17 protein-coding genes are annotated in these 20,846 nt (G+C 60.7%); 8 read left to right on the forward strand and 9 right to left on the reverse strand.

Annotation, left to right across the window (positions count from 1 at the left end; all coding sequences use genetic code 11):
- Window positions 1–261: 261 nt before the first annotated feature.
- The 3 genes from ACZZ0A_RS17750 to xopAW all read left to right on the forward strand — a co-directional run bounded on the left by ACZZ0A_RS17750 (window position 262) and on the right by xopAW (window position 3,158).
- Window positions 262–1,011, forward strand: coding sequence for a response regulator (locus tag ACZZ0A_RS17750; RefSeq protein WP_016983639.1), 750 nt, complete (start codon window positions 262–264; stop codon window positions 1,009–1,011).
- The gene (locus tag ACZZ0A_RS17755) at window positions 1,011–2,066 is read left to right on the forward strand and encodes a sensor histidine kinase (protein ID WP_463543523.1); all 1,056 of its coding nucleotides are present in this window, start codon (window positions 1,011–1,013) and stop codon (window positions 2,064–2,066) included. Before ACZZ0A_RS17750 ends, ACZZ0A_RS17755 begins: the two co-directional genes overlap by 1 nt.
- 234 nt (window positions 2,067–2,300) lie before the next feature.
- Window positions 2,301–3,158, forward strand: a complete 858-nt coding sequence (gene xopAW / locus ACZZ0A_RS17760) for a XopAW family type III secretion system calcium-binding effector (protein ID WP_447786714.1) — start codon at window positions 2,301–2,303, stop codon at window positions 3,156–3,158.
- A 620-nt stretch (window positions 3,159–3,778) separates the two neighbouring features.
- Here xopAW and ACZZ0A_RS17765 read toward each other — a convergent pair.
- The 4 genes from ACZZ0A_RS17765 to ACZZ0A_RS17780 form a co-directional block, all read right to left on the reverse strand.
- A complete protein-coding gene (locus ACZZ0A_RS17765; protein WP_095114421.1) occupies window positions 3,779–4,831 on the reverse strand; it encodes an AI-2E family transporter in 1,053 nt (350 codons plus the stop codon).
- A gap of 69 nt (window positions 4,832–4,900) precedes the next feature.
- The gene (locus ACZZ0A_RS17770; protein ID WP_095114439.1) at window positions 4,901–5,707 is read right to left on the reverse strand and encodes a DUF4892 domain-containing protein; all 807 of its coding nucleotides are present in this window, start codon (window positions 5,705–5,707) and stop codon (window positions 4,901–4,903) included.
- A 115-nt stretch (window positions 5,708–5,822) separates the two neighbouring features.
- Window positions 5,823–6,677, reverse strand: a complete 855-nt coding sequence (locus ACZZ0A_RS17775) for an alpha/beta hydrolase (RefSeq protein WP_463543524.1) — start codon at window positions 6,675–6,677, stop codon at window positions 5,823–5,825.
- On the reverse strand, window positions 6,674–7,480 hold the full coding sequence (locus ACZZ0A_RS17780) for an alpha/beta fold hydrolase (protein ID WP_007917459.1): 807 nt from the start codon (window positions 7,478–7,480) through the stop codon (window positions 6,674–6,676). Before ACZZ0A_RS17780 ends, ACZZ0A_RS17775 begins: the two co-directional genes overlap by 4 nt.
- A gap of 225 nt (window positions 7,481–7,705) precedes the next feature.
- Here ACZZ0A_RS17780 and ACZZ0A_RS17785 point away from each other — a divergent pair, with 225 nt between their 5' ends.
- Window positions 7,706–10,711 carry an RHS repeat domain-containing protein gene (locus ACZZ0A_RS17785; protein WP_463543525.1) on the forward strand — a complete coding sequence of 1,002 codons (3,006 nt, stop codon included), beginning with the start codon at window positions 7,706–7,708 and terminating at the stop codon, window positions 10,709–10,711.
- A gap of 33 nt (window positions 10,712–10,744) precedes the next feature.
- On the opposite strand, the gene ACZZ0A_RS17790 is transcribed toward ACZZ0A_RS17785, so the two are convergent.
- The 5 genes from ACZZ0A_RS17790 to ACZZ0A_RS17810 all read right to left on the reverse strand — a co-directional run bounded on the left by ACZZ0A_RS17790 (window position 10,745) and on the right by ACZZ0A_RS17810 (window position 14,923).
- Entirely contained in the window at window positions 10,745–11,188 is a 444-nt protein-coding gene (locus ACZZ0A_RS17790) for a hotdog fold thioesterase (RefSeq protein ID WP_042560476.1), read from the reverse strand.
- Window positions 11,189–11,219: 31 nt separating this feature from the next.
- A complete protein-coding gene (locus ACZZ0A_RS17795) occupies window positions 11,220–12,875 on the reverse strand; it encodes an AMP-binding protein (RefSeq protein ID WP_463543526.1) in 1,656 nt (551 codons plus the stop codon).
- Between the two features lie 204 nt (window positions 12,876–13,079).
- Window positions 13,080–13,532, reverse strand: a complete 453-nt coding sequence (sixA, locus tag ACZZ0A_RS17800) for a phosphohistidine phosphatase SixA (protein WP_007917466.1) — start codon at window positions 13,530–13,532, stop codon at window positions 13,080–13,082.
- Window positions 13,529–13,876, reverse strand: coding sequence for a DUF4389 domain-containing protein (locus ACZZ0A_RS17805; protein ID WP_008087808.1), 348 nt, complete (start codon window positions 13,874–13,876; stop codon window positions 13,529–13,531). Before ACZZ0A_RS17805 ends, sixA begins: the two co-directional genes overlap by 4 nt.
- A gap of 21 nt (window positions 13,877–13,897) precedes the next feature.
- On the reverse strand, window positions 13,898–14,923 hold the full coding sequence (locus ACZZ0A_RS17810) for an NAD(P)H-dependent glycerol-3-phosphate dehydrogenase (protein ID WP_463543527.1): 1,026 nt from the start codon (window positions 14,921–14,923) through the stop codon (window positions 13,898–13,900).
- A 196-nt stretch (window positions 14,924–15,119) separates the two neighbouring features.
- Here ACZZ0A_RS17810 and ACZZ0A_RS17815 point away from each other — a divergent pair, with 196 nt between their 5' ends.
- The 4 genes from ACZZ0A_RS17815 (at window position 15,120) to fabA (ending at window position 20,841) form a co-directional block, all read left to right on the forward strand.
- Window positions 15,120–17,243, forward strand: coding sequence for a TonB-dependent receptor plug domain-containing protein (locus ACZZ0A_RS17815; protein WP_007917469.1), 2,124 nt, complete (start codon window positions 15,120–15,122; stop codon window positions 17,241–17,243).
- Window position 17,244: 1 nt separating this feature from the next.
- On the forward strand, window positions 17,245–18,177 hold the full coding sequence (locus tag ACZZ0A_RS17820; protein ID WP_007917470.1) for an ABC transporter substrate-binding protein: 933 nt from the start codon (window positions 17,245–17,247) through the stop codon (window positions 18,175–18,177).
- Window positions 18,174–20,078, forward strand: coding sequence for an ATP-binding protein (locus tag ACZZ0A_RS17825; protein ID WP_007917472.1), 1,905 nt, complete (start codon window positions 18,174–18,176; stop codon window positions 20,076–20,078). The genes ACZZ0A_RS17820 and ACZZ0A_RS17825 overlap by 4 nt, the downstream gene beginning before the upstream one ends.
- A 247-nt stretch (window positions 20,079–20,325) precedes the next feature.
- Window positions 20,326–20,841 (forward strand): 3-hydroxyacyl-[acyl-carrier-protein] dehydratase FabA, encoded by a 516-nt coding sequence (gene fabA / locus ACZZ0A_RS17830; RefSeq protein WP_003227150.1) that lies wholly within the window; start codon window positions 20,326–20,328, stop codon window positions 20,839–20,841.
- Window positions 20,842–20,846: the final 5 nt, after the last annotated feature.

Here is a 20,846-nt window from a genome sequence, read left to right on the forward strand (position 1 = left end):
TTGTAGCGGAACCGGCAGCGGCGCGGCACCCGATGATCGGTAAATCGTCGCACCAACCGTGATCAGCATAGCGCTCGCTGCTATTGTGTCGACTCCGATACACAGCCGACACGCCAGCAACAAGCATCCGCGCTAGCCTCGCCAGCCGCAACACGTCCTTACATCAGCACTTCCCGCCTCGCGGCTGGACGCCTATGCTGAAACCACCACCTCGCAGCCCATCTTTTGTGGTTGGCGGCCTACTGGCAGATGAACAGCCTCATGCACAACACCCAAATGACCGCGACGGATGAGCCTAAAGACGACAAGCGCTGGAGCATTCGCGCGCTGATCGTCGACGATGACGTGCCGATTCGCGAGCTGATGATCGATTACCTCGCCCGCTTCAACATCCACGCCAGCGGCGTCACCGACGGTGCGGCGATGCGTCAGGCGCTGCTGGCCGAGCATTTCGATGTCGTCGTGCTGGACCTGATGCTGCCCGGTGAAGACGGCTTGTCGCTGTGCCGCTGGCTGCGCGCTGAATCGGACATCCCGATCCTGATGCTCACCGCTCGCTGCGAACCGACCGACCGCATCATCGGCCTGGAACTGGGCGCAGACGACTACATGGCCAAACCGTTCGAACCGCGCGAACTCGTCGCGCGCATCCAGACCATTCTGCGCCGGGTGCGTGACGACCGCACCGAACAACGCGCCAACATTCGTTTCGACAACTGGCGCCTGAACAGCGTCCTGCGCCAATTGATCGCCGACGATGGTCTGGTGGTGCCGCTGTCCAACGCCGAATTTCGCCTGCTGTGGGTGTTTATCGAACGTCCGCGCCGAGTGCTCAGCCGCGAGCAATTGCTCGACGCAGCCCGGGGTCGCTCGATCGAAGCCTTCGACCGCAGCATTGATTTGCTGGTCTCGCGCCTGCGGCAGAAACTCGGCGATGACCCGAAAGCCCCACAGTTGATCAAAACCGTGCGCGGTGAGGGTTACCTGTTCGACGCGCGAGACATCGGCTGATGCGGGCGCGCTTCGACACGCTGTTCGGGCGCCTGTTTGGCGTGCTGTTCGTGGCGATCGTCCTCGCGCACCTGCTGGCTTTCACCTGGTTCCGTCTCTACGGCCCGCCTCCGCCTCCGCCTCCGCCGCCTCCGGAGTTCTCCCAGGGCGCCAACGGCCAAGCAATGGCGCAAGACCCGCGCTACCCGCCACGGCCACCGCGTCCGTGGTTCGGTGGCCCGGTGGTGCCGCTGACCTTTCAGTTCATCACGCTGATGATCGCGGCCTGGTACGGCGCCAAACTGCTCAGTCGCCCGATCCAGCGCCTGAGCGACGCCGCCGAACGCCTCAGCGAAGACCTCGACAGCCCGCCACTCGACGAGTCCGGCCCACGGGAAGCACGACAAGCCGCCTACACCTTCAACCTGATGCAGCGGCGCATTCGCGAACAGGTGCAGCAGCGCGCACGAATGCTCGGCGCCGTGTCCCACGATCTGCGCACACCGCTGTCACGCCTGAAACTGCGCCTGGAAAACATCAGCGATGAAAAGCTGCAAGGCCAGATGCGTCAGGACCTGGACGACATGATCGGCATGCTCGACGCCACCCTCACCTACCTGCACGAACAGCGCACCAGCGAAGCCTTGCAGTTGATGGATGTGCAGGCGCTGGTCGAATCGCTGTGCGAAAACGCTCAGGACCAGGGCGCCGACGTGCAGGTCAGCGGCCACTGCGCGCCGTTGCCGGTGCAGCCGATGGCGCTGCGTTCGTGCATCAACAACCTCATGGACAACGCCCTGCGTTATGCCGGCCAGGCGCGCATCGAGTTACAAGATCAACGCGAGCAACTGCTGATCCACGTGATCGACCATGGCCCGGGGATTGCCGAGGACAAACGTGAAGCGGTGTTCGAGCCGTTTTATCGGCTGGAAGGTTCGCGCAATCGTAACTCCGGCGGTGTGGGGCTGGGCATGACCATTGCCCGCGAGGCAGCGCAGCGTTTGGGTGGGCAGCTCAATCTCGAAGAAACCCCGGGCGGCGGCCTTACCGCCATCATTCGCCTGCCGCGCCCCTGAAAACACCACCATCCAATGTGGGAGCGAGCCTGCTCGCGAAGGCGTCATCTGATCCAACATCTCTTTTGGATGTACCGGCCTCTTCGCGAGCAGGCTCGCTCCCACAGAGTTCGGCGGTGTTCATTCTGCCGTGTGTACCCACCGGTACAAACCCCACATACCCCCGACAACTTGTGCCCTGAGGCTGCATAAGCCGGTACACCCACCGGTTTGCCATTCCAGGGAGTGAGTCCGATGATCGGTAGCGTCAGCAACTACACAAGCTATACCAGCACCAGCAGTACCTCCACGCAAAACGCGCGCAGCCAGCAACTGCAAAAAGAACTGTTCGCCAAACTCGACAGCAACAGCGACGGCGCAGTGGATCAGGACGAACTGAAAAGCGCCCTGTCGCAGAAGTCCGACGACGGCCTGCTGGTCAACCTGAGCAAACAGTTCGGTGATCTGGACAGCGACGCCAGCGGCAGCCTCAGCGCCGAAGAAATGACCGCCATGGCGCCGCCTCCGCCACCGCCACACGATCAAGCTCCGGACACCGATCTCGCCGACGCCCTGATCAGCGCCCTCGACACCGATGGCGACGGCGCCATCAGCAGCGACGAACTGAGCAGCGGCCTGACCAGCGCCGGCAGCAGCGCCGACAGCAACGAAATCTTCTCCGCCCTGGACAAGAACAAGGACGGCACCGTCAGCCAGGACGAACTCACCGCCAGCCTGACCCCTCCGCCGCCTCCGCCACCACAAATCAACAGCGACGAACTGTTCAGCCAACTCGACGCCGATGGCGACGGCAGCGTGACCGCGACAGAACTGAACAGCGCATTGCAAACCAGCAACAACAGCACCGCAACGACCAGCACCGACACCAGCGCCGCGCTGCTCAAGGTGCTCGATAGCGACAGCAGCGGCGGCGTGAGCAGTGATGAACTGAAAGCGGCGTTACAGGCTGGGAGAGAACGACCGGAGGAAGAACAGACCGCTTCGACCCAGAGCACCACTGAAGCGCTGAACCGCATGATTGCCAATCTGAGCAAACAGTACTCGCTGGAAAAAACGGCGTCGGTGGGCAAGTATTTGAATGTGGCGACTTGAGTCGACGCCATTATTTGCCACGGACAATCAAAAGCCCCTCACCCTAGCCCTCTCCCGTGGGAGAGGGGACTGATCGAGGTGTTTGGGAGAGCTACGCCGACGTGAAACACCGAGTCGTACTCAGATTCTGAAACAGATCAAAATCCCCTCACCCTAGCCCTCTCCCAGAGGGAGAGGGGACTGATCTGAGGTGTTTGGACGAGTTACACCGACGTGAAATACCGAGTTGAACTCAGATTCTGAAACACATCAAAAGCCGAACACCCCACGCTCTTCACCACTCAATAGGCCGAGTGTCCGCTCGCCTGCTTTTGATCTTGATCCACGGGCGACGTCGGAAGGCTGAGTGGAGGGATTGATCCGGGCGTGGGAGCGCAGCGACCGTTTGGCGCAGCCAAACACAGCGGGAGTAGGTGCAGCGAAGCAAACCGGAGACGCTGCGCCCGGATCGATCCCGCAGCGAAGGAACCCCGAGCCCCAGCGAGCGGGCCGCACGTAGGAGCAAGCCTTTTGGGTTACCTTTTCGGCGTTTGGAAAAGGTGACCCGCCGTAAGGGCGGAACCCTAAGCCGCCGTTACCGCAGCAACGGATATTCACCCAAAACCCAAAACCCAAAACCCCTAGCGCCGCTCCTCAACCCGCCCCTGACTCTTGCTCCAATCCGTCAACAAACTATAAGCCACCGCCAACAACGTAGGCCCGATAAACAACCCGATAAACCCAAACGCAATCAACCCGCCAAACACCCCAAGCAACACAATCACCAACGGCAAATTCCCCCCGCGACTGATCAGATACGGCTTGAGCACGTTGTCCACGCCACTGATGATGAACGTCCCCCAGATCCCGAGAAACACCGCCATCCCATACTCACCTTTCCACGCCAGCCAGGCCGTCGCCGGCACCCACACCAACGGCGGCCCCATCGGAATCAGACTCAGCAGGAAGGTGACAATCCCCAGCACCAGCGCCCCCGGCACCCCGGCAATCAAAAAGCCGATCAACGCCAGAACTGCCTGCGCCGCCGCCGTGCCGATCACCCCGTTGACCACCCGCTGCACCGTGCCGGCCACCAAGTCGATGTAATACCCCGCCCGATCACCGATCAGCCGCTGCAGCAGACTGTGTACAAACGCCGCCAGTCGCGGCCCGTCACGATAGAAAAAGAACACAAAGACAATGCTCAGGGTCAGCTCGAGAATCCCGCCGCCGATCTGCGCACTGCGCGCCAGCAGCCAGTTACCGACCTGCCCCAGATAAGGTTTGATCGACACCATCAGAGCGGCGCCCTGCTGATCGATGCTGTTCCACAGCCCGACCAGACGCTCGCCCACAAACGGCAGAGTCCCCAGCCACACCGGCGCTTCCGGCAGACCGTCGACCTGCACATCCTTGATAAACGCCGTGGCATCGCGCACATGATCCGCCAGGTTGAACCCCAGCCACACCAGCGGCGCGGCCACGAGCAACATCCAGCCCAACGTCAGAATCGCCGCAGCCAAGGATTCACGGCCATTGAGCCAACGGGTCAGCAGGCGCATCAACGGCCAACTGGCAAACGCCAGCACCGCGCCCCAGAACAGCGCCGACCAGAATGGCGCCATCACCCAGAGGCTGGCACCAAACAACACCAGCAGCAGGATCTGCACCAGCAGGCGATCATTATTGAGCATGTAAGGTCTCGAAAAAGTCAGTCAGGCAAAGAGTAGGCGAACACACGGCTCGTGCTCGCCAAAAACAGCTTACCGCAACAGATCGATGCGCAGGCCAGAGCCTTCGACACTGCCGGTTTCCATGCGTGCCGCCCGCACCCCCTGATTGATCAGCGCCTGGCGCCAGGCCTCGGCCTTTGGCCCTGACACCGTTACACGCAACGTCGTGTCGAGATTAAGGCCACGGGAAATCAGGCGTAGCCAGGTGTCATCCGGGTCATTCACGCGATCAGGAAAATCCAGCTCACCGGTGCTTTTCAACTGACGCAACAGCGTCGCCGAGGTCGGCAGCAACTCACCCAGCGGTGCAACCGCCTCGAACTGTTCGACATGCAGATAGGCTTTGCGATTGCCACGGGTGATGCTGTAAAGCGCCACCAGCGTGTTGTCGCGCGGTGCGGCCAGCCTCAACAACAGATACGCCTGTTGTTCGTCAGCGCCGTACAACTTGGAGTTACCGAACACCTCGTTGGCCCAGAGGCTGCTTTCGCCGCAATCACGCGCCTGACACCAGAACAGCAATTCTGCGTCCTGCTTTTGCAGGGCCTCGCGGGCGGCGGTGAAGGCTTCGGTGGCGGAGTGTTCGGGGGGCAACTCGTAAGTCACCGACGTGATCTGGCCACGAGCGGTGACCTGGCCGTCGAAGCGCAGTTGCCCGCTGATCTTGCGGATCGAGCCCAGCGGATAGATCCGCTCAAGCTCCACGGGCGGGCGGTAGTCGACGATCTGCGCATCGGCCAGACGCGGCACGATCTGCAGATCCTGGCTGCCCGGCACATCGGCGGCGAACGAAACGGTACTGAAACAGCACAGTGCCAACAGACTGAGTGACCGTATAGTCAGGCTCATCGGATCGGTAATGCTGGATGATTCGAGGTCGCAGCGGTGTAGAAATCCATCGTGGTTGTCTCCCATTTCAACCCGCCCAGCCTCGACAGTTGCCCGCAGCAAGTCAAGGAATGGCGAAGAACCGATTGAAACAGTCTGCGACAAGGTCGGCCCCGGCCTCATCGTTCAGGTGCAAATGGTGCCCGCCCGCCAACTGTTCCCGTCTGAAGGGTAGACGCTCCAGCAACTCGGGATGTTTAGCCAGCATGCCGTCAGCCGCGACCACCAAATGCGCCGGGCAACTGACTCGAAGCGCGAAAGCCATCGCCTGTTCCTCGGTCAGGCGCAGCGGCGATGGCAAGGTCAGGCGATTGTCGGTGCGCCAAGTGTAGCCGCCGGGCACTGGCATCAAACCGCGCTGAGCCAACAATTCAGCCGCCTCACGACTGACCGCCACCAGACCTTTCATGCGCGCTTCGATCGCACGATCAAGGGTGTTGTAGACCGGTTTGCGCTTCTCGCGCAGATCCAGTTGCGCTTGCAGGGCCATGCCCATGCGTTCGGCGGCGTTTTCGCCTTTGTCTGTAGGAGGAATCACGCCGTCAATCAGTGCCAGATGACTGATGCGTTCCGGTAACGAACCCGCCAACACCATCGAGACAATGGCGCCCATCGAATGCCCGAGCAGGCCGAATCGCTTCCAACCAAGTTGCTCGGCGACCTGCAGCACGTCATGGGCGTAATCCCACAGGGCATAGCCGGCGCCGTTGGGTCGATGCCCGGAATGCCCGTGCCCGGCCATGTCCAGCGCGATGATGCGCAAGCCTTTGAGCTTCGGCGCCAGACGGGCAAAGCTGTTGGCGTTGTCGAGCCAGCCATGCAGCGCGATCACCGGCACACCGTCCTCGGGCCCGAACAAATGCGCGGCCAGTTCGATATGCGGCAGGCTCAGGCGGACTTCTTCGAAGGGCGGGCTCATGCGCAATCCTTGTCCTGGCGTTTTTCCCAACGGGTAAACAGGTTCTTCAACAACCGTGCGGTGTCCTGCGGGCGCTCAAGCGGGAACATGTGCCCGCCGGGCATGCTCAACGCCTCGCCTTGGGCCAGACGCGAAACGAAACGGGTGTGATGACGCATGACCACACGACTCTTGTGCCCGCGCACCACCGCCAGCGGTACCTGTAATTGTCGGGTGCGACCGGGGCTGGTGTGGGGCACGCCGCGATAGATGCTGATTTCGGTCGCCGGATCGAAGCGCAGGCGCAGCTTGTCGCCGACCTGGTGCAAACCGTGCTGCAGGTAGGCATCGAAGCATTCCGGATCGAAACCACGGAACAGTGTCTTGCCAGCAAAATAGCTGCGCGCACTGTCGAGGTCGGCGAACTCTTCCCGCCGGCCCAGGGTGCGGCCCGCTGGGGTCAGTCTGTCGATGAAACCAAAACGCTTGGCGGCACGGATCACCCACTGATCAGTGCGAGTCAACACCGGTGAATCAAGCATCACCACACCGCGATACAACTCAGGGCAGCGCAGCGCCGCGTGCAGGTGCAACACCCCGCCAAAGGAGTGGCCAACGCCCCACACTGGTTGATCCTGTTGCTGCAAATGGTGGATCAACTCATCGACAAGGTTGTACCAGTTGTCGTCCGCCGGGAAACGCGGGTCATGGGCATGCTGCTCCAGATGCGCAACCCGGTACTCAGGCGCCAGCGCCGCGAACAACTTGCCATAGGTGCCTGAGGGAAATCCGTTGGCGTGGGCGAAAAAGATCGGTTGCGACATGCTGGGTAAATCCATGAGCGGGAAACGTGGCGTTGATTGTCCGTAAGACCGCGTCCAGGAGCAATGACCGTAACTGCCAGGAATGGTGGCGATGTTGTTTTATTCATAAGCGCAGATTGCACCAGTCGTCGCAAACTTCGCTCAACTGTAATTTCTGACAGTTGACCGTTCGGCCCCGTTGCCGAATAACTGAGTCCGGTTCACTGGCTACGGAATGTGACATTCATGCACGCTTACACGCCGACCGTTTCTGTGACGGATCCACGCAGGCTGAACATTGCTACGGTGTCCTATTGCCGTGACACACACGCTGCGGTGGTCGAAGCGCGAATCTACCGCCAGCGCTACGACGCTGTCGCTCGTCTGACTGATGTCTGCGATCCTCGCTTGCACGCCCTACAAGCGCGCGAGCCAAATGCTGCACCGAACATGAAACTGCGTTCCAGCCTCACTGGAGCGCTCCTTGGCAGCGAATGTGTTGACGGGACTAGTCAACTGACCTTGCCAGGGGCAGCCGGTCAACGCCTGATCGACTGGGACGGCCTGCTGACCCAAACGCAGACCCGCTACGACTTGATGCTGCGTCCGGTCAGTGCCATCGAACAGACCTGTGGGGGGAATGCCAGAAACAGCACATTTTTCACTTACGGTGACAGTACGCCAGCGACTGCAGGGCGCAACCAGTGTGGGCGAGTTGTCCGCCATGACGACAGTGCCGGTACTGAATTCTTTCCGCACTACGCCCTGAGCGGTGTCCCGATCGCGTGTGTTCAACATTTCCTTGGCCAACTCGATGAACCTCACTGGCCGGAAACCGAGCCACAGAGAGACCTGCTACATGAAACCGGTCACGGCGCGGCAACCCATTTCAGCCTCAACGCGTTGGGGGAGGTGATCAGCCAGCAAGACGCAATGGGCAATCTGAAGCGGCTACAACTGAACATTGCCGGACAACTGAAACAGATCAGTCTGAAAATCGCGGGAGATACGCAAGACCACTTATTACTGCTCGACATCCAGTACAACCCCGACAATCAGATTGTGCGCCAAGTGGCCGCCAACGGCGTGATCAGTCAGAACCTTTACGATCCGCAAAATGGTCGACTCGAGCAAATCAGTGCCGAGACATTCGCCAGGCCCAATCTGCAAAAACTGGTTTATCGCTATGATCCGGTGGGCAATATCCTCAGCATCCAGGACATGGCACAACGCACGCGCTTCTTTCGCAACCAGAAGATCGAACCGCTCAGTACCTTTACTTACGACAGCCTGTACCAATTGATTTCAGCCACTGGCTGGCAACGAAGCAACACGTCGAATGGCCCCGCAGCCCCCGTCTTCACCTCCCCGCCAGACTCCGCGCAACTGGAAAACTACTGTGAGACGTACACGTACGATGCTGCCGGCAATCTCACGATGCTGGTGCACAACGCGGTCAGCCAGAGCTGGACACAGCGTACGGCGATCTCGCGGTACAGCAATCGGGGACTTGAACAATCCGACGATGGAACGCTGCCCGACGAGCCTGAAATCGCCGCCGCATTTGATGCCAATGGCAACCGCAAAACTCTGCAGCCCGGGCAGCTATTGCAGTGGAACGCTGGCAGGCGATTGAGTCAGGTTGATCAAGTCATACGCCAACATGCTGCGAACGACTGCGAACGCTACGTGTACAACGGTGCCGGCCAGCGCAAGCGCAAGGTTCGTCTCGTATACATGGAGGGCATCGCGCAACGGCATCAAACGCGCTACTTGCCAGAGCTGGAAATACGCGAGTCGCCCGACGAAGCCCTGCATGTCATTTCAGTGCAGGTGGGACGCTGTGCGGTTGAGGTTCTGCATTGGCCCGGCAAAGGTGTGGCAGCCAATCAATACCACTACAGCTTCAGCAATCATCTGGGCTCGAGCATGCTGGTGTTGGACCATCAGGGAGACACCGTCAGCGAGGAACACTATTTCCCCTACGGTGGTACTTCCTGGTGGGCGGGCCCCGATCAGGTTCAAGCAAGCTACAAGACCCGTCGCTACGCAGGCCAGGAGCGCGATGCCACAGGACTTTATTACTATGGACAACGCTTCTACGCACCTTGGTTGATGCGCTGGATCAGTCCCGATCCGGCCGGTATCGCCGATGGTCTGAACCTGTTTTTGATGGTCCGCGGCAATCCTGTCAGGTTCGTCGACAGACAGGGACTGGCGGGGGTCGATACCGCCAGGGCAGCGGGCGCGACAGCCGCTCGAGAGTTTTTCAGCGCAGCCGTTGGCTCGGCTGTCCAGGCGGCTTTCGTGGGCTTCTTGCCGGCGGCGAACATGGCGGTGACGATTGGCGGTGCGGTGGCCGGCGCCATTTCGGGCGGCATCAGTGGCTACGCCGGGTCCAACTGGGCGCAAAGTTCAATGTCCATCGACGACCCGGGAAGCTGGGGGCCGCTGGCGGCAAAAATCGGTGGCGCCGCATTGGGTGCGGCGTTGGGTGCCGCGCCTTCCTTGCTCGGCATACTCGATCCAAGAGGCAATACTGCGGCTGCCAATCAGATTGGCAGCGCATTCGGTACGGTGTTTCGTGAGATGTCGGCCCAGTACCTCGCCAATGTCGGCCAAAGCAATCCCTCCATCGGCCGTGTCGACCTGGCCACGGGAGCGGCCAGTGTCGGGGCAGCAGGGTTGGCAGCAGGCGCCACCGGTTTCGCAGGTTCAGTGCTGTTAGGCACGGATGTGACTGGAAACGTTCTGCAGTCGATTCTTTCTGTCTCGGCGGTGACGGCCACCAGCGCTGCCGGCGCCTCTGTTGCAAGAGGGATGCGCGGCACGCCGGCCAGGCCTTCGAACAACAGCGATCCAACCTTCAACCCCGACAACGCTTTGATAGGCTTCAGCACCCGCCACTTCTTCATGTCTCTAGGGCAAATCGCCAACCTGGCGGTTGCACAAATTCCCGGATACGACGCCCTGGACGTACACACTCGAACAGCGGTGAACCGGGCAGTCATGAGCGCCGTCGGCGATATACGCTCGACGTTTGTCACAATTGCAACGCCCGGTTTAAGCGCAGAACTGGGCCGAACCTCCTGGGACCTTGAGAGGAATCAGGTCGGCGCCGACATCCGTCGAGAAAGTCCGCCGATTTCGAGCAATGCAGATTTTGACCCCGCCGCCACTGAAGTCTTGCATTTCGTCAGTGAAACGGGGCCGGGACAACGAAAATACTCCCGATCACAACTGAACTTCTGAGCGCGTTAGCGCGGTTGAGAGCAGCCATCGCCATCAACGTGCCGGCGGCTGCTCACCCAGCGGTACCACGGCCATGGTCAGCCGCGACACACAACTGGCCTTGCCTTCATCGCTGGTCAAACGGATATCCCATACATGGGTGGTGCGACCAATGTGAATCGGTTTGGCCACCGCCGTCACCCGGCCACTGCGCAAGCCGCGCAAATGGTTGGCGTTGATCTCGAGGCCGACGCAATAAAACTTGCTGGCGTCGATGCACAGATAGCTGGCCATCGAACCGACGGTTTCCGCCAGCACCACCGATGCGCCACCGTGCAGTAAGCCGTAGGGCTGATGGGTGCGATGGTCGATGACCATGCTCGCGGTCAGCGATTCCTCGTCGAACGCTTCGAAGCGGATGTCCAGCACTTCGCCGATGGTGTTTTTCTGGATCGCGTTCAACTGCTCGATGTTGGGGGTAGTACGCCACAAGCTCATCGCAGACTTCCTTTGTTGTTTTAGTGGTCGCTCAATCCTGCCACAGCACCGCCTCGCTGCGCTCGCTCCATTCTTCGAAACGCGCGCCATAGGTGTCTTCGATGACGTTGCGCTTGATCTTCAGCGTCGGCGTGAGGAAGCCGTTTTCCACCGCCCAACTGTCCTTGACCACCACCAATCGGCGCAGGCGTTCATGCTTGTCGAGCACGGCGTTGACCTCTTCCAAGAGTTTTTCCAGACTCGAATGCAGGCTCGCCCGGCCCTCCTCCTGATTGACGCTCGACAGCACACACAAACCCAACGGCGCGCTCAAGCCGTCTCCCACCACGCACACCTGTTCAATCCGTGAATGCACGGCCAAGCGGTTTTCGATCGGCGCCGGGGCGACGTATTTGCCTTTGCTGGTCTTGAAAATTTCCTTGAGGCGGCCAGTCAGGCGCAGGCGCCCTTCGGCATCCTGCTCGCCCTTGTCGCCGGTGCGCAGAAAGCCATCCTCGGTCAGGGTCTCGGCGGTCTTCTGCGGCTCCTTGAAGTAGCCGAGCATGTTCGCCTGACTGCGCACCTGCACCTCGCCCGACTCATCAATGCGCACCTCGACTTCCGGGCACGGTTTGCCGATCCAGCCCTGTTTGTATTGCCCCGGCAGGCAGATGTGCGAGTAACCGCAGCCCTCGGTCATGCCATAGACCTCCAGCACATCAAGGCCAAGTTTGCGATACCAGGCGAGCAACGTCTGCGGCACTGGCGCGGCGCCGGACAGCGCCACACGCAAGGCATCCAGCCCCAGTCCCGCCAGCACTTTGTGCCCGACACGTTTGCCAATGAACGGCAGGCCGAGGAGAAAATCCAGACGCTTCGCCGGGATCTTGCTGTACACGCCCATCTGGAATTTGGTCCAGATGCGCGGCACGCCGAACATCGCGGTTGGCCGAGCTCGCTGCAGATCGGTAATAAAGGTCTCAAGGCTTTCGGCAAAGAACACCGTTTGCCCGGTATAGATCGAGGCCAGCTCAACGAACATCCGCTCGGCAACGTGGCACAGCGGCAGGTACGACAGCAGCCGGTCGTTCTCGTTGAGACCAAACAGTTGCGTGCCACGCGTCGTGGCGAAGCCGAGATTGGCGAAACTGTGCATCACCCCTTTGGGCAGGCCAGTGGTGCCGGAGGTATAGATGATCGTCGCCAGTTGCTCGGCAGCCGGGCGCGGATCGTCCTGAATCGGTGAGCTGCGCTGCAAGTCTGCCCAACTGAAATCGAACTCCCCGGGCGGATGCAGCGGCAGGCTGATGGTCGGCAGATCGGCCGGCACGCCTTTGGACATGCCCGGCCAATCGTCAAGTTTACCGATGAAGGCGAGGACACTTTCCGAGTGATTGAGTACTTGCGCGACGGAGTCGGCGGTCAGGTTGGGGTACAACGGGACGGAGGCGTGCCCGGCCATCCAGATCGCCAGGTCGGCGATGATCCAGTGTGCACAGTTTTTCGAGATCAGGGCGATGTGGCTGCCTTGTGGCAACTCGCGGGCGCGCAACCAATGTGCGGCGCAGCGGGCCTGATGGCCGACGTCGGCCCAACTCAGCGTCTCGACCTGGCCGCCGCCGATGGGCTGCACGAGAAAGCGCTGGCGCGGATGGCGGGCTTCACGCTCGTAGAACACGTCCAGCGGCAAACGGAAGGCGGCAGACATGCGACTCGCTCCTGTTTTTTGGGTCTGGAGCAAGCGTAGTCAACCAAGCAAGTGCTTGGTTGGAAAATTCAAACAAATAATTTCATGGTGTACGCAGAAACCAATGTGGGAGCGAGCCTGCTCGCGAATGCAGTCTGTCAGACACATAAAGGGTGAATGACACGCCGCTTTCGCGAGCAGGCTCGCTCCCACAAGGGATCAGCGTTACGGGTGCTTGAGGCTGTTGAGGGTCATCGAGCCGATCAGCAACTCTGGGCTTTCCAGCTCTGCCAGGCCGGCGGTGCTGACCTTCTCCGGCGGATACCCGGCGCCATGCTGCAAATAGCTCAGCAAGTTGCCCACCAACGGGTTGTGGCTGACCAGCAGCACGTTGCTCACCGACACCAGTTGATCGGTGACCTTGTCCGGATCAACCTCCGGCGTCAGCCACTCGACCGTGCGAATTTCCGGCTCGAAACCCAGCGCTTCACGAACAATCTGCGCAGTCTGTTGCGCGCGTAAATAAGGGCTGGCGTAAATCGCGGTCAGCGGCTGGCCGATCAAACGGGCGGCGCTGCTCAAGGCCTCTTTGCGACCGTGCTCGGTCAGTTCACGCTCGGAGTCGGGGCACGAGCCGTAAGGCACGGCCTCGCCGTGACGCAATACCCAGAGTTTCATAGCTTGGGTTCCTCATCTCGGACCGGATGTGGCGCCGGGGCAACGGCGTGTGGCGCTTCACCTTCCGGGGTACGCGGCGTTGGCCAGTCGGCGAACGGCCAGGGTTTCTGGTCGCTGTGGAAACTGCCGAAACGCCCGATCTGCGCCAGAAACTGGCTCAGGCTGTCGCCGAAATTCATCAGGCTGGCGCTCGGCGCGCCATAGATCAAACGATAGATCAGTTGCACCAGCACCACCGCACCGAGGATGAACTGCGCCACTTGCCAGACCAGCACGTAGACGATCATCCACAACACGCGCAGGAGGATGGATTCGTACTTGGCTTCGGTTTTCGGATCGTTCATGGCTTGCTACTCCCGGCTCAATCAGTTGAAACCGCTGGTGGAAATAAAATCGACGTCGGTTTTCGGTTCGGCTCGCATCAGTAGACCGATCACCTGCTCCAGCGTGCGTCCTTCGAACAGGATCGCGTGCAGCCCGGCGACCAGCGGCATGTACACGCCGACTTCCTGGGATTTGGCCTTGAGCACTTTCAGCGTGTTGACGCCTTCAGCAACTTCACCGAGGCGCGACACGGCTTCGTCGAGGCTCAAGCCCTGACCCAGCGCGAAACCGACTTGATAGTTGCGACTTTTTGGCGATGAGCAGGTCACGATCAGATCACCAACACCGGCCAGACCGAGAAAGGTCATCGGGTTGGCGCCCTGATTCACGGCAAAGCGGGTCATCTCGGCCAGCGCGCGGGTGATCAGCATGCTCTTGGTGTTCTCGCCCATCTCCAGCGCCACCGCCATGCCGGCGATGATCGCGTAAACGTTTTTCAACGCCCCGCCCAACTCGACGCCGAAACGGTCGGCGCTGGCATACACGCGGAAGGTGCGACCGTGCAGCGCGGCTTGCACGGATTTACAGAGTTCTTCGTCTTCGCTGGCGACGACGGTGGCGGTCAGCGCGTGCTCGGCAATCTCGCGCGCCAGGTTCGGCCCGGACAACACGCCGATGCGCGCCTGCGGGGCGATCTCTTCGAGAATCTGGCTCATCAGTTTGAAAGTCTGCGCTTCGATGCCTTTGGTCAGGCTGACCAGCATCTTGCCGCTCAACCGCTCGGCGTGGGCGGCGAGCACCGTGCGCAGTGCGCTGGATGGCAGCGCGACAAAACACAAATCGCAGGCGTCGAGGGTTGCCTGCAGGTCGGTGACGGCGGTCACCCCCGGCAGAATCTTGATGCCTTTGAGGTAACGCGGGTTTTCGCGATTGACCCGGATGGCCTCGGCCTGCTCGGGGTCACGCATCCACTGCCGGACTTGATGGCCGTTCTCGGCCAAAAGGTTGGCCACGGCGGTACCAAAACTTCCGCCTCCCAGGACCGCAATCGGGCGCTGTTCAGTCATATGCAATCCGTTAATCCATACCAGTGGCGATGCCGGCATTATACGGGGCAGCCCACGCGCGGCCAGCCCCTGCATCAATTACCGACACTTGTAGGAAGAAGACCAACAAAACCTAGGAAAATGCCTGCAACGTGACTGGAAAAGTCGCTGTCCTCGGTTAACATGCGCGCCAATTCTTCGCTATCAAGGTTGTGTCGTGTCTTTTGGCTCTGCGTCCCCGCGTTCGTCCGTTTTACTGGCGCTGTTGTTCAGCCCGGTAGTGCTGGCGGACGACCTGTTCCTGGACAACGAAGCACTGCCGCAGGTGCTGACGGCCACGCGCCTGAAACAGACGCCGGCAGAAGTGCCGGGGAGCATGACCGTCATCGACAGCGAATTGATCAACGCCAGCGGCGCGCGCGACATCAGTGAACTGCTGCGGCTGGTGCCAGGGATGATGGTCGGCAACATCAGCGGCAATCAGGCGGCGGTCAATTACCACGGCACCAACGCCAGCGAAGCACGGCGCATGCAAGTGCTGATCGACGGCCGTTCGGTCTATCGCGCAGGCTTGTCCACGGTGGACTGGAGCGATATTCCGGTGGCCATGGAAGACATCGAGCGCATCGAAGTCTTTCGCGGCCCGAACACCGTCAGCTACGGCGCCAATGCGCTGATGGCGGTGGTCAACATCATCACCCGCCACCCGGCCGACAGCCACGGCACACGGTTGAAGTACACCCGTGGCCAGCGCGGCATCAATGACTTTTATGCCAGCCAGGGCACCGGCTGGAATGGCGGTGACTTGCGCCTGTCGTTGTCCGGGCAGGAAGACGACGGCTTCGACAGCGATCGCAGCGGAGCCGATTACCGTGACAGCCGCCGCTTGAACCGTTTCAGTCTCGCGGTCAGTCACACCCTCAGCGACAACCAGAGCCTCGATTGGCAGGTCAACGCCAAGGACGGCAGCAACCAGCGGCCCTATACCTACCGCCCGGTTTTCTCCGGGATTACCGCCGCTGGGAACAATTCCGACGTGGTCGCCAAGGATTACGCCGGCTCGGTGCGCTGGAACCTCGACATCAATCCCGAACACAGCCTTTATATACAAGGCTCGGCGCAACACTGGGATCGTCAGCAAACCTGGCGCGCCTGCGATGCCGAGGTATCGTTCAGCCCCGAACTGACGCAGTTGTGGCAACTCAACCCGAATTACACCGAACGTCTGGCGCGCAACATCACCCGTTTCACCGGCCCCGGCGCAGCGCCCGGCACCCCGCAGGAAATGGCCCTGGCCAATCAGGTGCTTGATCAATGGCGCAACGGTGCCAGCCGGACCCTGTGCGGCGACATCGACCAGAGCGCCCGCGAATCGCGTTACGACCTCGAATTGCAGGACACCCTCAGCCTGTCCGACAGCCTGCGACTGGTCAGCGGCATGAACTATCGTTACGACCGCGCCGACTCCGAGACTTACTTCAATGGCACGCTGGATGACACCACCTGGCGCGCGTTCGGCCAACTGGAATGGCGCGCCACGGAACACTGGCTGTTGCAGGGCGGCGCGATGTTTGAAAACACGCAACTGACTGGCAGTTCGCTGACCCCGCGATTTGCCGTCAATTACCTGATCAACCCGCGCCACGGCCTGCGTGCGGTGTACTCGGAGGCTATCCGCTCGCCGGACATGTTCGAGAACAACGTCAACTGGAGCTATCAGGTCAGCAACCTGCGGCCCTCGGCCTACGGCCAGTCGTCGGCGCGCTACTTTGTCAAAACGCGTGGCCCGGGCGATCTCGATCAGGAACACATGCGCTCGCGCGAACTGGGTTACAACGGCTATTTCGCCGAGTTGGGCCTGGCCCTGGATGTGAAGCTGTTCTACGACGAGATCACCGGAATGATCAGTGAGCCGCTGCGCAACAACCAATACATCGCGAGCAACGCCAACAGCTCACGGTTTCGCGGTACGGAAACCCAGCTCGACTGGCGCGTGAGCCTCGCCGATCGCCTGCGCTTCACCTACGCCTTTGTCGATGCCGAGGCGAGTAACCCACTGGATCAGCAATTCACCTCGCGCAACAGCGGTTCGGCCGGCTGGCTGCGCGATTGGGGCCACGGCTGGAACAGCGCCCTCTTCTATTACGGCGACAACGCGCTCAACGGCTACCGTTTCGAACGCGTCGACACGCGCATCGCCAAACGCATTGCGCTGGGCAAAGCCCAACTGCAACTGGCCGGGGTGCTGCAACAGCGCCTCGATCATGAGCCGACCACTTTCGTCGACAACAATTACGACGAACGCCGGGTGATGTATTTCAGCGCCGAGCTGGAGTTCTAGGATGCACTACGGGCCGTCACGGAAGCTGCCAACCTTTGGCCACTGGCTGGCCGGGGTGTGTCTGTTTCTGACCGCATGGCTGCATGGCGTGGCAGTGCAGGCGGCCGATATTCTGTTGACCGGCGCCGAGGAAAGTCCTGGCGTGCAAGCGTTCGTGCAGGCACTCAGCGAATTGCGCCCGACCGACAACGTGCGTTTCCAGCCACTGGCCAGTCTGCCGGCACCGGGAAAACTGCCCGCCAGCCTGCGCCTGATTCTGCTCGACCTGCCGAGTCTCGACTGGCGTCTGCAAGAACCACAAGGCCCGGCGACACTGGTGCTGCGCATCAGTCGCCTGCAAGCTCGCCAGCGCCTGGGCAACGCGCAACCGGCGCATCTGAGTTTGCTCTGGAGTGATCCGCCGCTGAGCCGACAGTTGCAGTTGATCCGGCGCATTTTGCCCCAGGCCCGGCGGATCGGCGTGCTGTTCGATCAGCACAGTGAATTCCTCCTCAAGGAACTGAATCTCGCCGCCGCGCCGCTGAACCTGCAAGTCGTCAGCCAGCGCTGGGACAACACCCACGACAGCCGCCCGCTGCAAACCGTGCTGAAAAACAGCGACGTGCTGCTCGGGCTCGACGACCCCGATCTGTACAACCCGAAAACCGCGAAAAACCTGCTGCTCAGCAGTTACTCACGGCAAGTCGCACTGGTCGGCCCCAACGTCGCGTTCGTTCGCGCCGGCAGCCTGGCCAGTACGTACAGCGATCAGAACGACTGGCTGGCGATGCTCGATCAATTGCTCGACCAACCGCCGGCCACTTGGCCGCGAACCCTCTACCCCGCACGTTTCAAAGTCTCAAGTAATGCGCAGGTCGCTCGTTCACTGGGTATCGAACCGTTGAATGAAGCGTCTGTCGCCAGCGCGCTGGCTGAAGGAGAACACCGCCCATGAGTTTCCGTCGCCGTTGGGACATCAATACCCGCACCCAGCTGATCAGCCTGGGCCCGGCGTTGTTGCTGACCCTGCTGTTGATCAGTTTTTTCACCTTCGTGCGCATTCAGGATTTGCGTCAGGAGTTGAACCACACCGGCCAACTGATCGCCAACCAACTGGCACCCGCCACCGAATACGGGGTGATTTCCGGCAACAACGAAGTGCTGGAAAGCCTGCTCAAGGCCACACTGGCCACGCCCAATGTGCGTTTTCTTGAAGTGCAGGACAGCGCCAACCGGATTCTGGTCTACGTCGAACAACCCGCGGCGGCGCACGGTCGACCGCATCAGGTCGAAGTATTTCAGGCACCGGTGCGCCTGCAACGCATCGCCCTGCACAACGATTTCTTCCAGGACGGCAAGGTCAGCAATAGCGGGGCCAGCGAAGATTATCTGGGCCGGGTGATCGTCGGTCTGTCCAACGATGCCTTCAGTCAGCGCCAGCAGGAAATCCTGTTCAAGGCCGCAATCCTCGCGCTGTTCGCCCTGCTCTTCACGTTTGTGTTGGCGCGGCGCCTGGCCGGCAGCTTGTCGCAGCCGATCCGCGATATCGGTGACGCGGTGAAGGCCATTCAGGACGGCGACTACAAAACGCCGCTGCCGATCGTCGATGACACCGAACTCGGCGCGCTGTCGCAGCACATCAACAACCTCGCCCAGGCGCTGGAACAAGCCAGCCGTGAGCAACATCAAGCCATGGCGCAACTGATCCAGACCCGCGAGGAAGCGGAAAAGGCCAACAACGCCAAGTCCGACTTTCTGGCGATGATGAGCCATGAACTGCGCACCCCCATGAACGGTGTGCTGGGCATGCTGCAATTGCTGGAAACCACCGAGATGACCGAGGAGCAGGTCGAGTACGCCGCCCTCGCCTCGGAGTCCACCGAACACCTGCTGAAAGTCATCAACGATATTCTCGACTTCTCGCGCATCGAACGTTCCGAGCTGGAACTGGAGCACATCCCGTTCAACCTCGCTGAACTGATCGGCGCCTGCGCGCAGTCGTTCCAGCACAGCGCAGTGCAACGCGGCCTGGCTTTGAATCTGCGCATCCCGGACGACATGCGCGGTTTGCAGGTGCAGGGCGATCCGACGCGGATCCGGCAGATTCTGGTCAACCTCGTCGGCAATGCGCTGAAGTTTACCGAGCAGGGTCGCGTCAGCATCGAGGCGCAGTGGCAGTCGCTGGATCACGAATTGTTGTGGTTCACCTGCTCGGTGCGCGACAGCGGCATCGGTATTTCGTCAGAAAGCCTGGAGCTGATGTTCAACGCCTTTCAGCAGGCCGACAGCTCGATTTCGCGGCGTTACGGCGGCACCGGTCTCGGTTTGCCGATCGCCCGTACACTGGCCGAACGCATGGGTGGCACCTTGCGCGCGCAGAGCGAAGAAGGTCGTGGCTCGGTGTTCACCCTGGAAATTCCGCTGGCCCTGTATAAGCAGGCGCTGCCGGCACTGACCGCGCCTCGAGCACTGAACGGCAAGGGCCATGGCGAAGGGCGCAATGTCTTGCTGGTCGAAGACAACCCGGTGAATCAGACCGTGATTGAAGCGATGCTGCGCAGTCTGGGCTTTACTGTCAGTGTTGCCAGCGATGGCGCACAAGCGGTGCGCAGCGCCGAGGGCAGCGACTTCGAAGTGATTCTGATGGATTGCCGCTTGCCGATTATCGATGGCTACGAAGCGACACGGCAGATCCGTCTTCTGCCGGGTCGCAGCGATGTGCCGATCATCGCCCTGACGGCCAACGCCTTGCAGGGTGACCGCGAAACCTGTCTGTCGGCGGGCATGAACGATTATTTGGCGAAGCCGTTCAAACGTAATGATCTGCAGCAGATTCTGCAGCGCTGGGTGTCGTAGTGTGGGCCTTTCGACCATCTGCGACTGGCATGAAAAGCGAAAGTGCGGCAGTCTTAGGCACCCGAACGAGCCTCAAAAGGGGCTTGAATAAAAATTTCAGTGCACAAGTGTACATTCATGTCCTTGGTGCTGTGACTTTCACCACAACGCAATAGTCTATGAGTAGGCTGCCGGTTCGAGGCATGAACGCTTCGAACGGTCGGGAAGATTTGCCCCACCTGCCGCATGGGATTATTGAGGAGCTCGCATGACCAAACAAAACGCCTTTACTCGGGAAGATCTGCTGCGCTGCAGTCGCGGTGAGCTGTTCGGCCCAGGTAACGCGCAACTGCCCGCCCCGAACATGCTGATGGTCGATCGCATCACCCTGATCAGCGAAGAAGGTGGCAAGTACGGCAAAGGTGAATTGGTCGCCGAGCTGGATATCAACCCTGACCTGTGGTTCTTCGCGTGCCATTTCGAAGGTGATCCGGTGATGCCGGGCTGCCTGGGTCTGGACGCCATGTGGCAACTGGTCGGTTTCTTCCTGGGCTGGCAAGGTCTGCCGGGCCGTGGCCGTGCGCTGGGTTCGGGCGAAGTGAAATTCTTCGGTCAAGTGCTGCCGACCGCCAAGAAAGTCACCTACAACATTCATATCAAACGCGTCCTCAAGGGCAAGCTGAACCTGGCCATCGCCGATGGTTCGGTGACTGTCGACGGTCGCGAAATCTACACCGCCGAAGGCCTTCGCGTCGGCGTGTTCACCTCCACTGACAACTTCTAAGGGTT

It is taken from the genome of Pseudomonas sp. AC242, assembly GCF_979258655.1.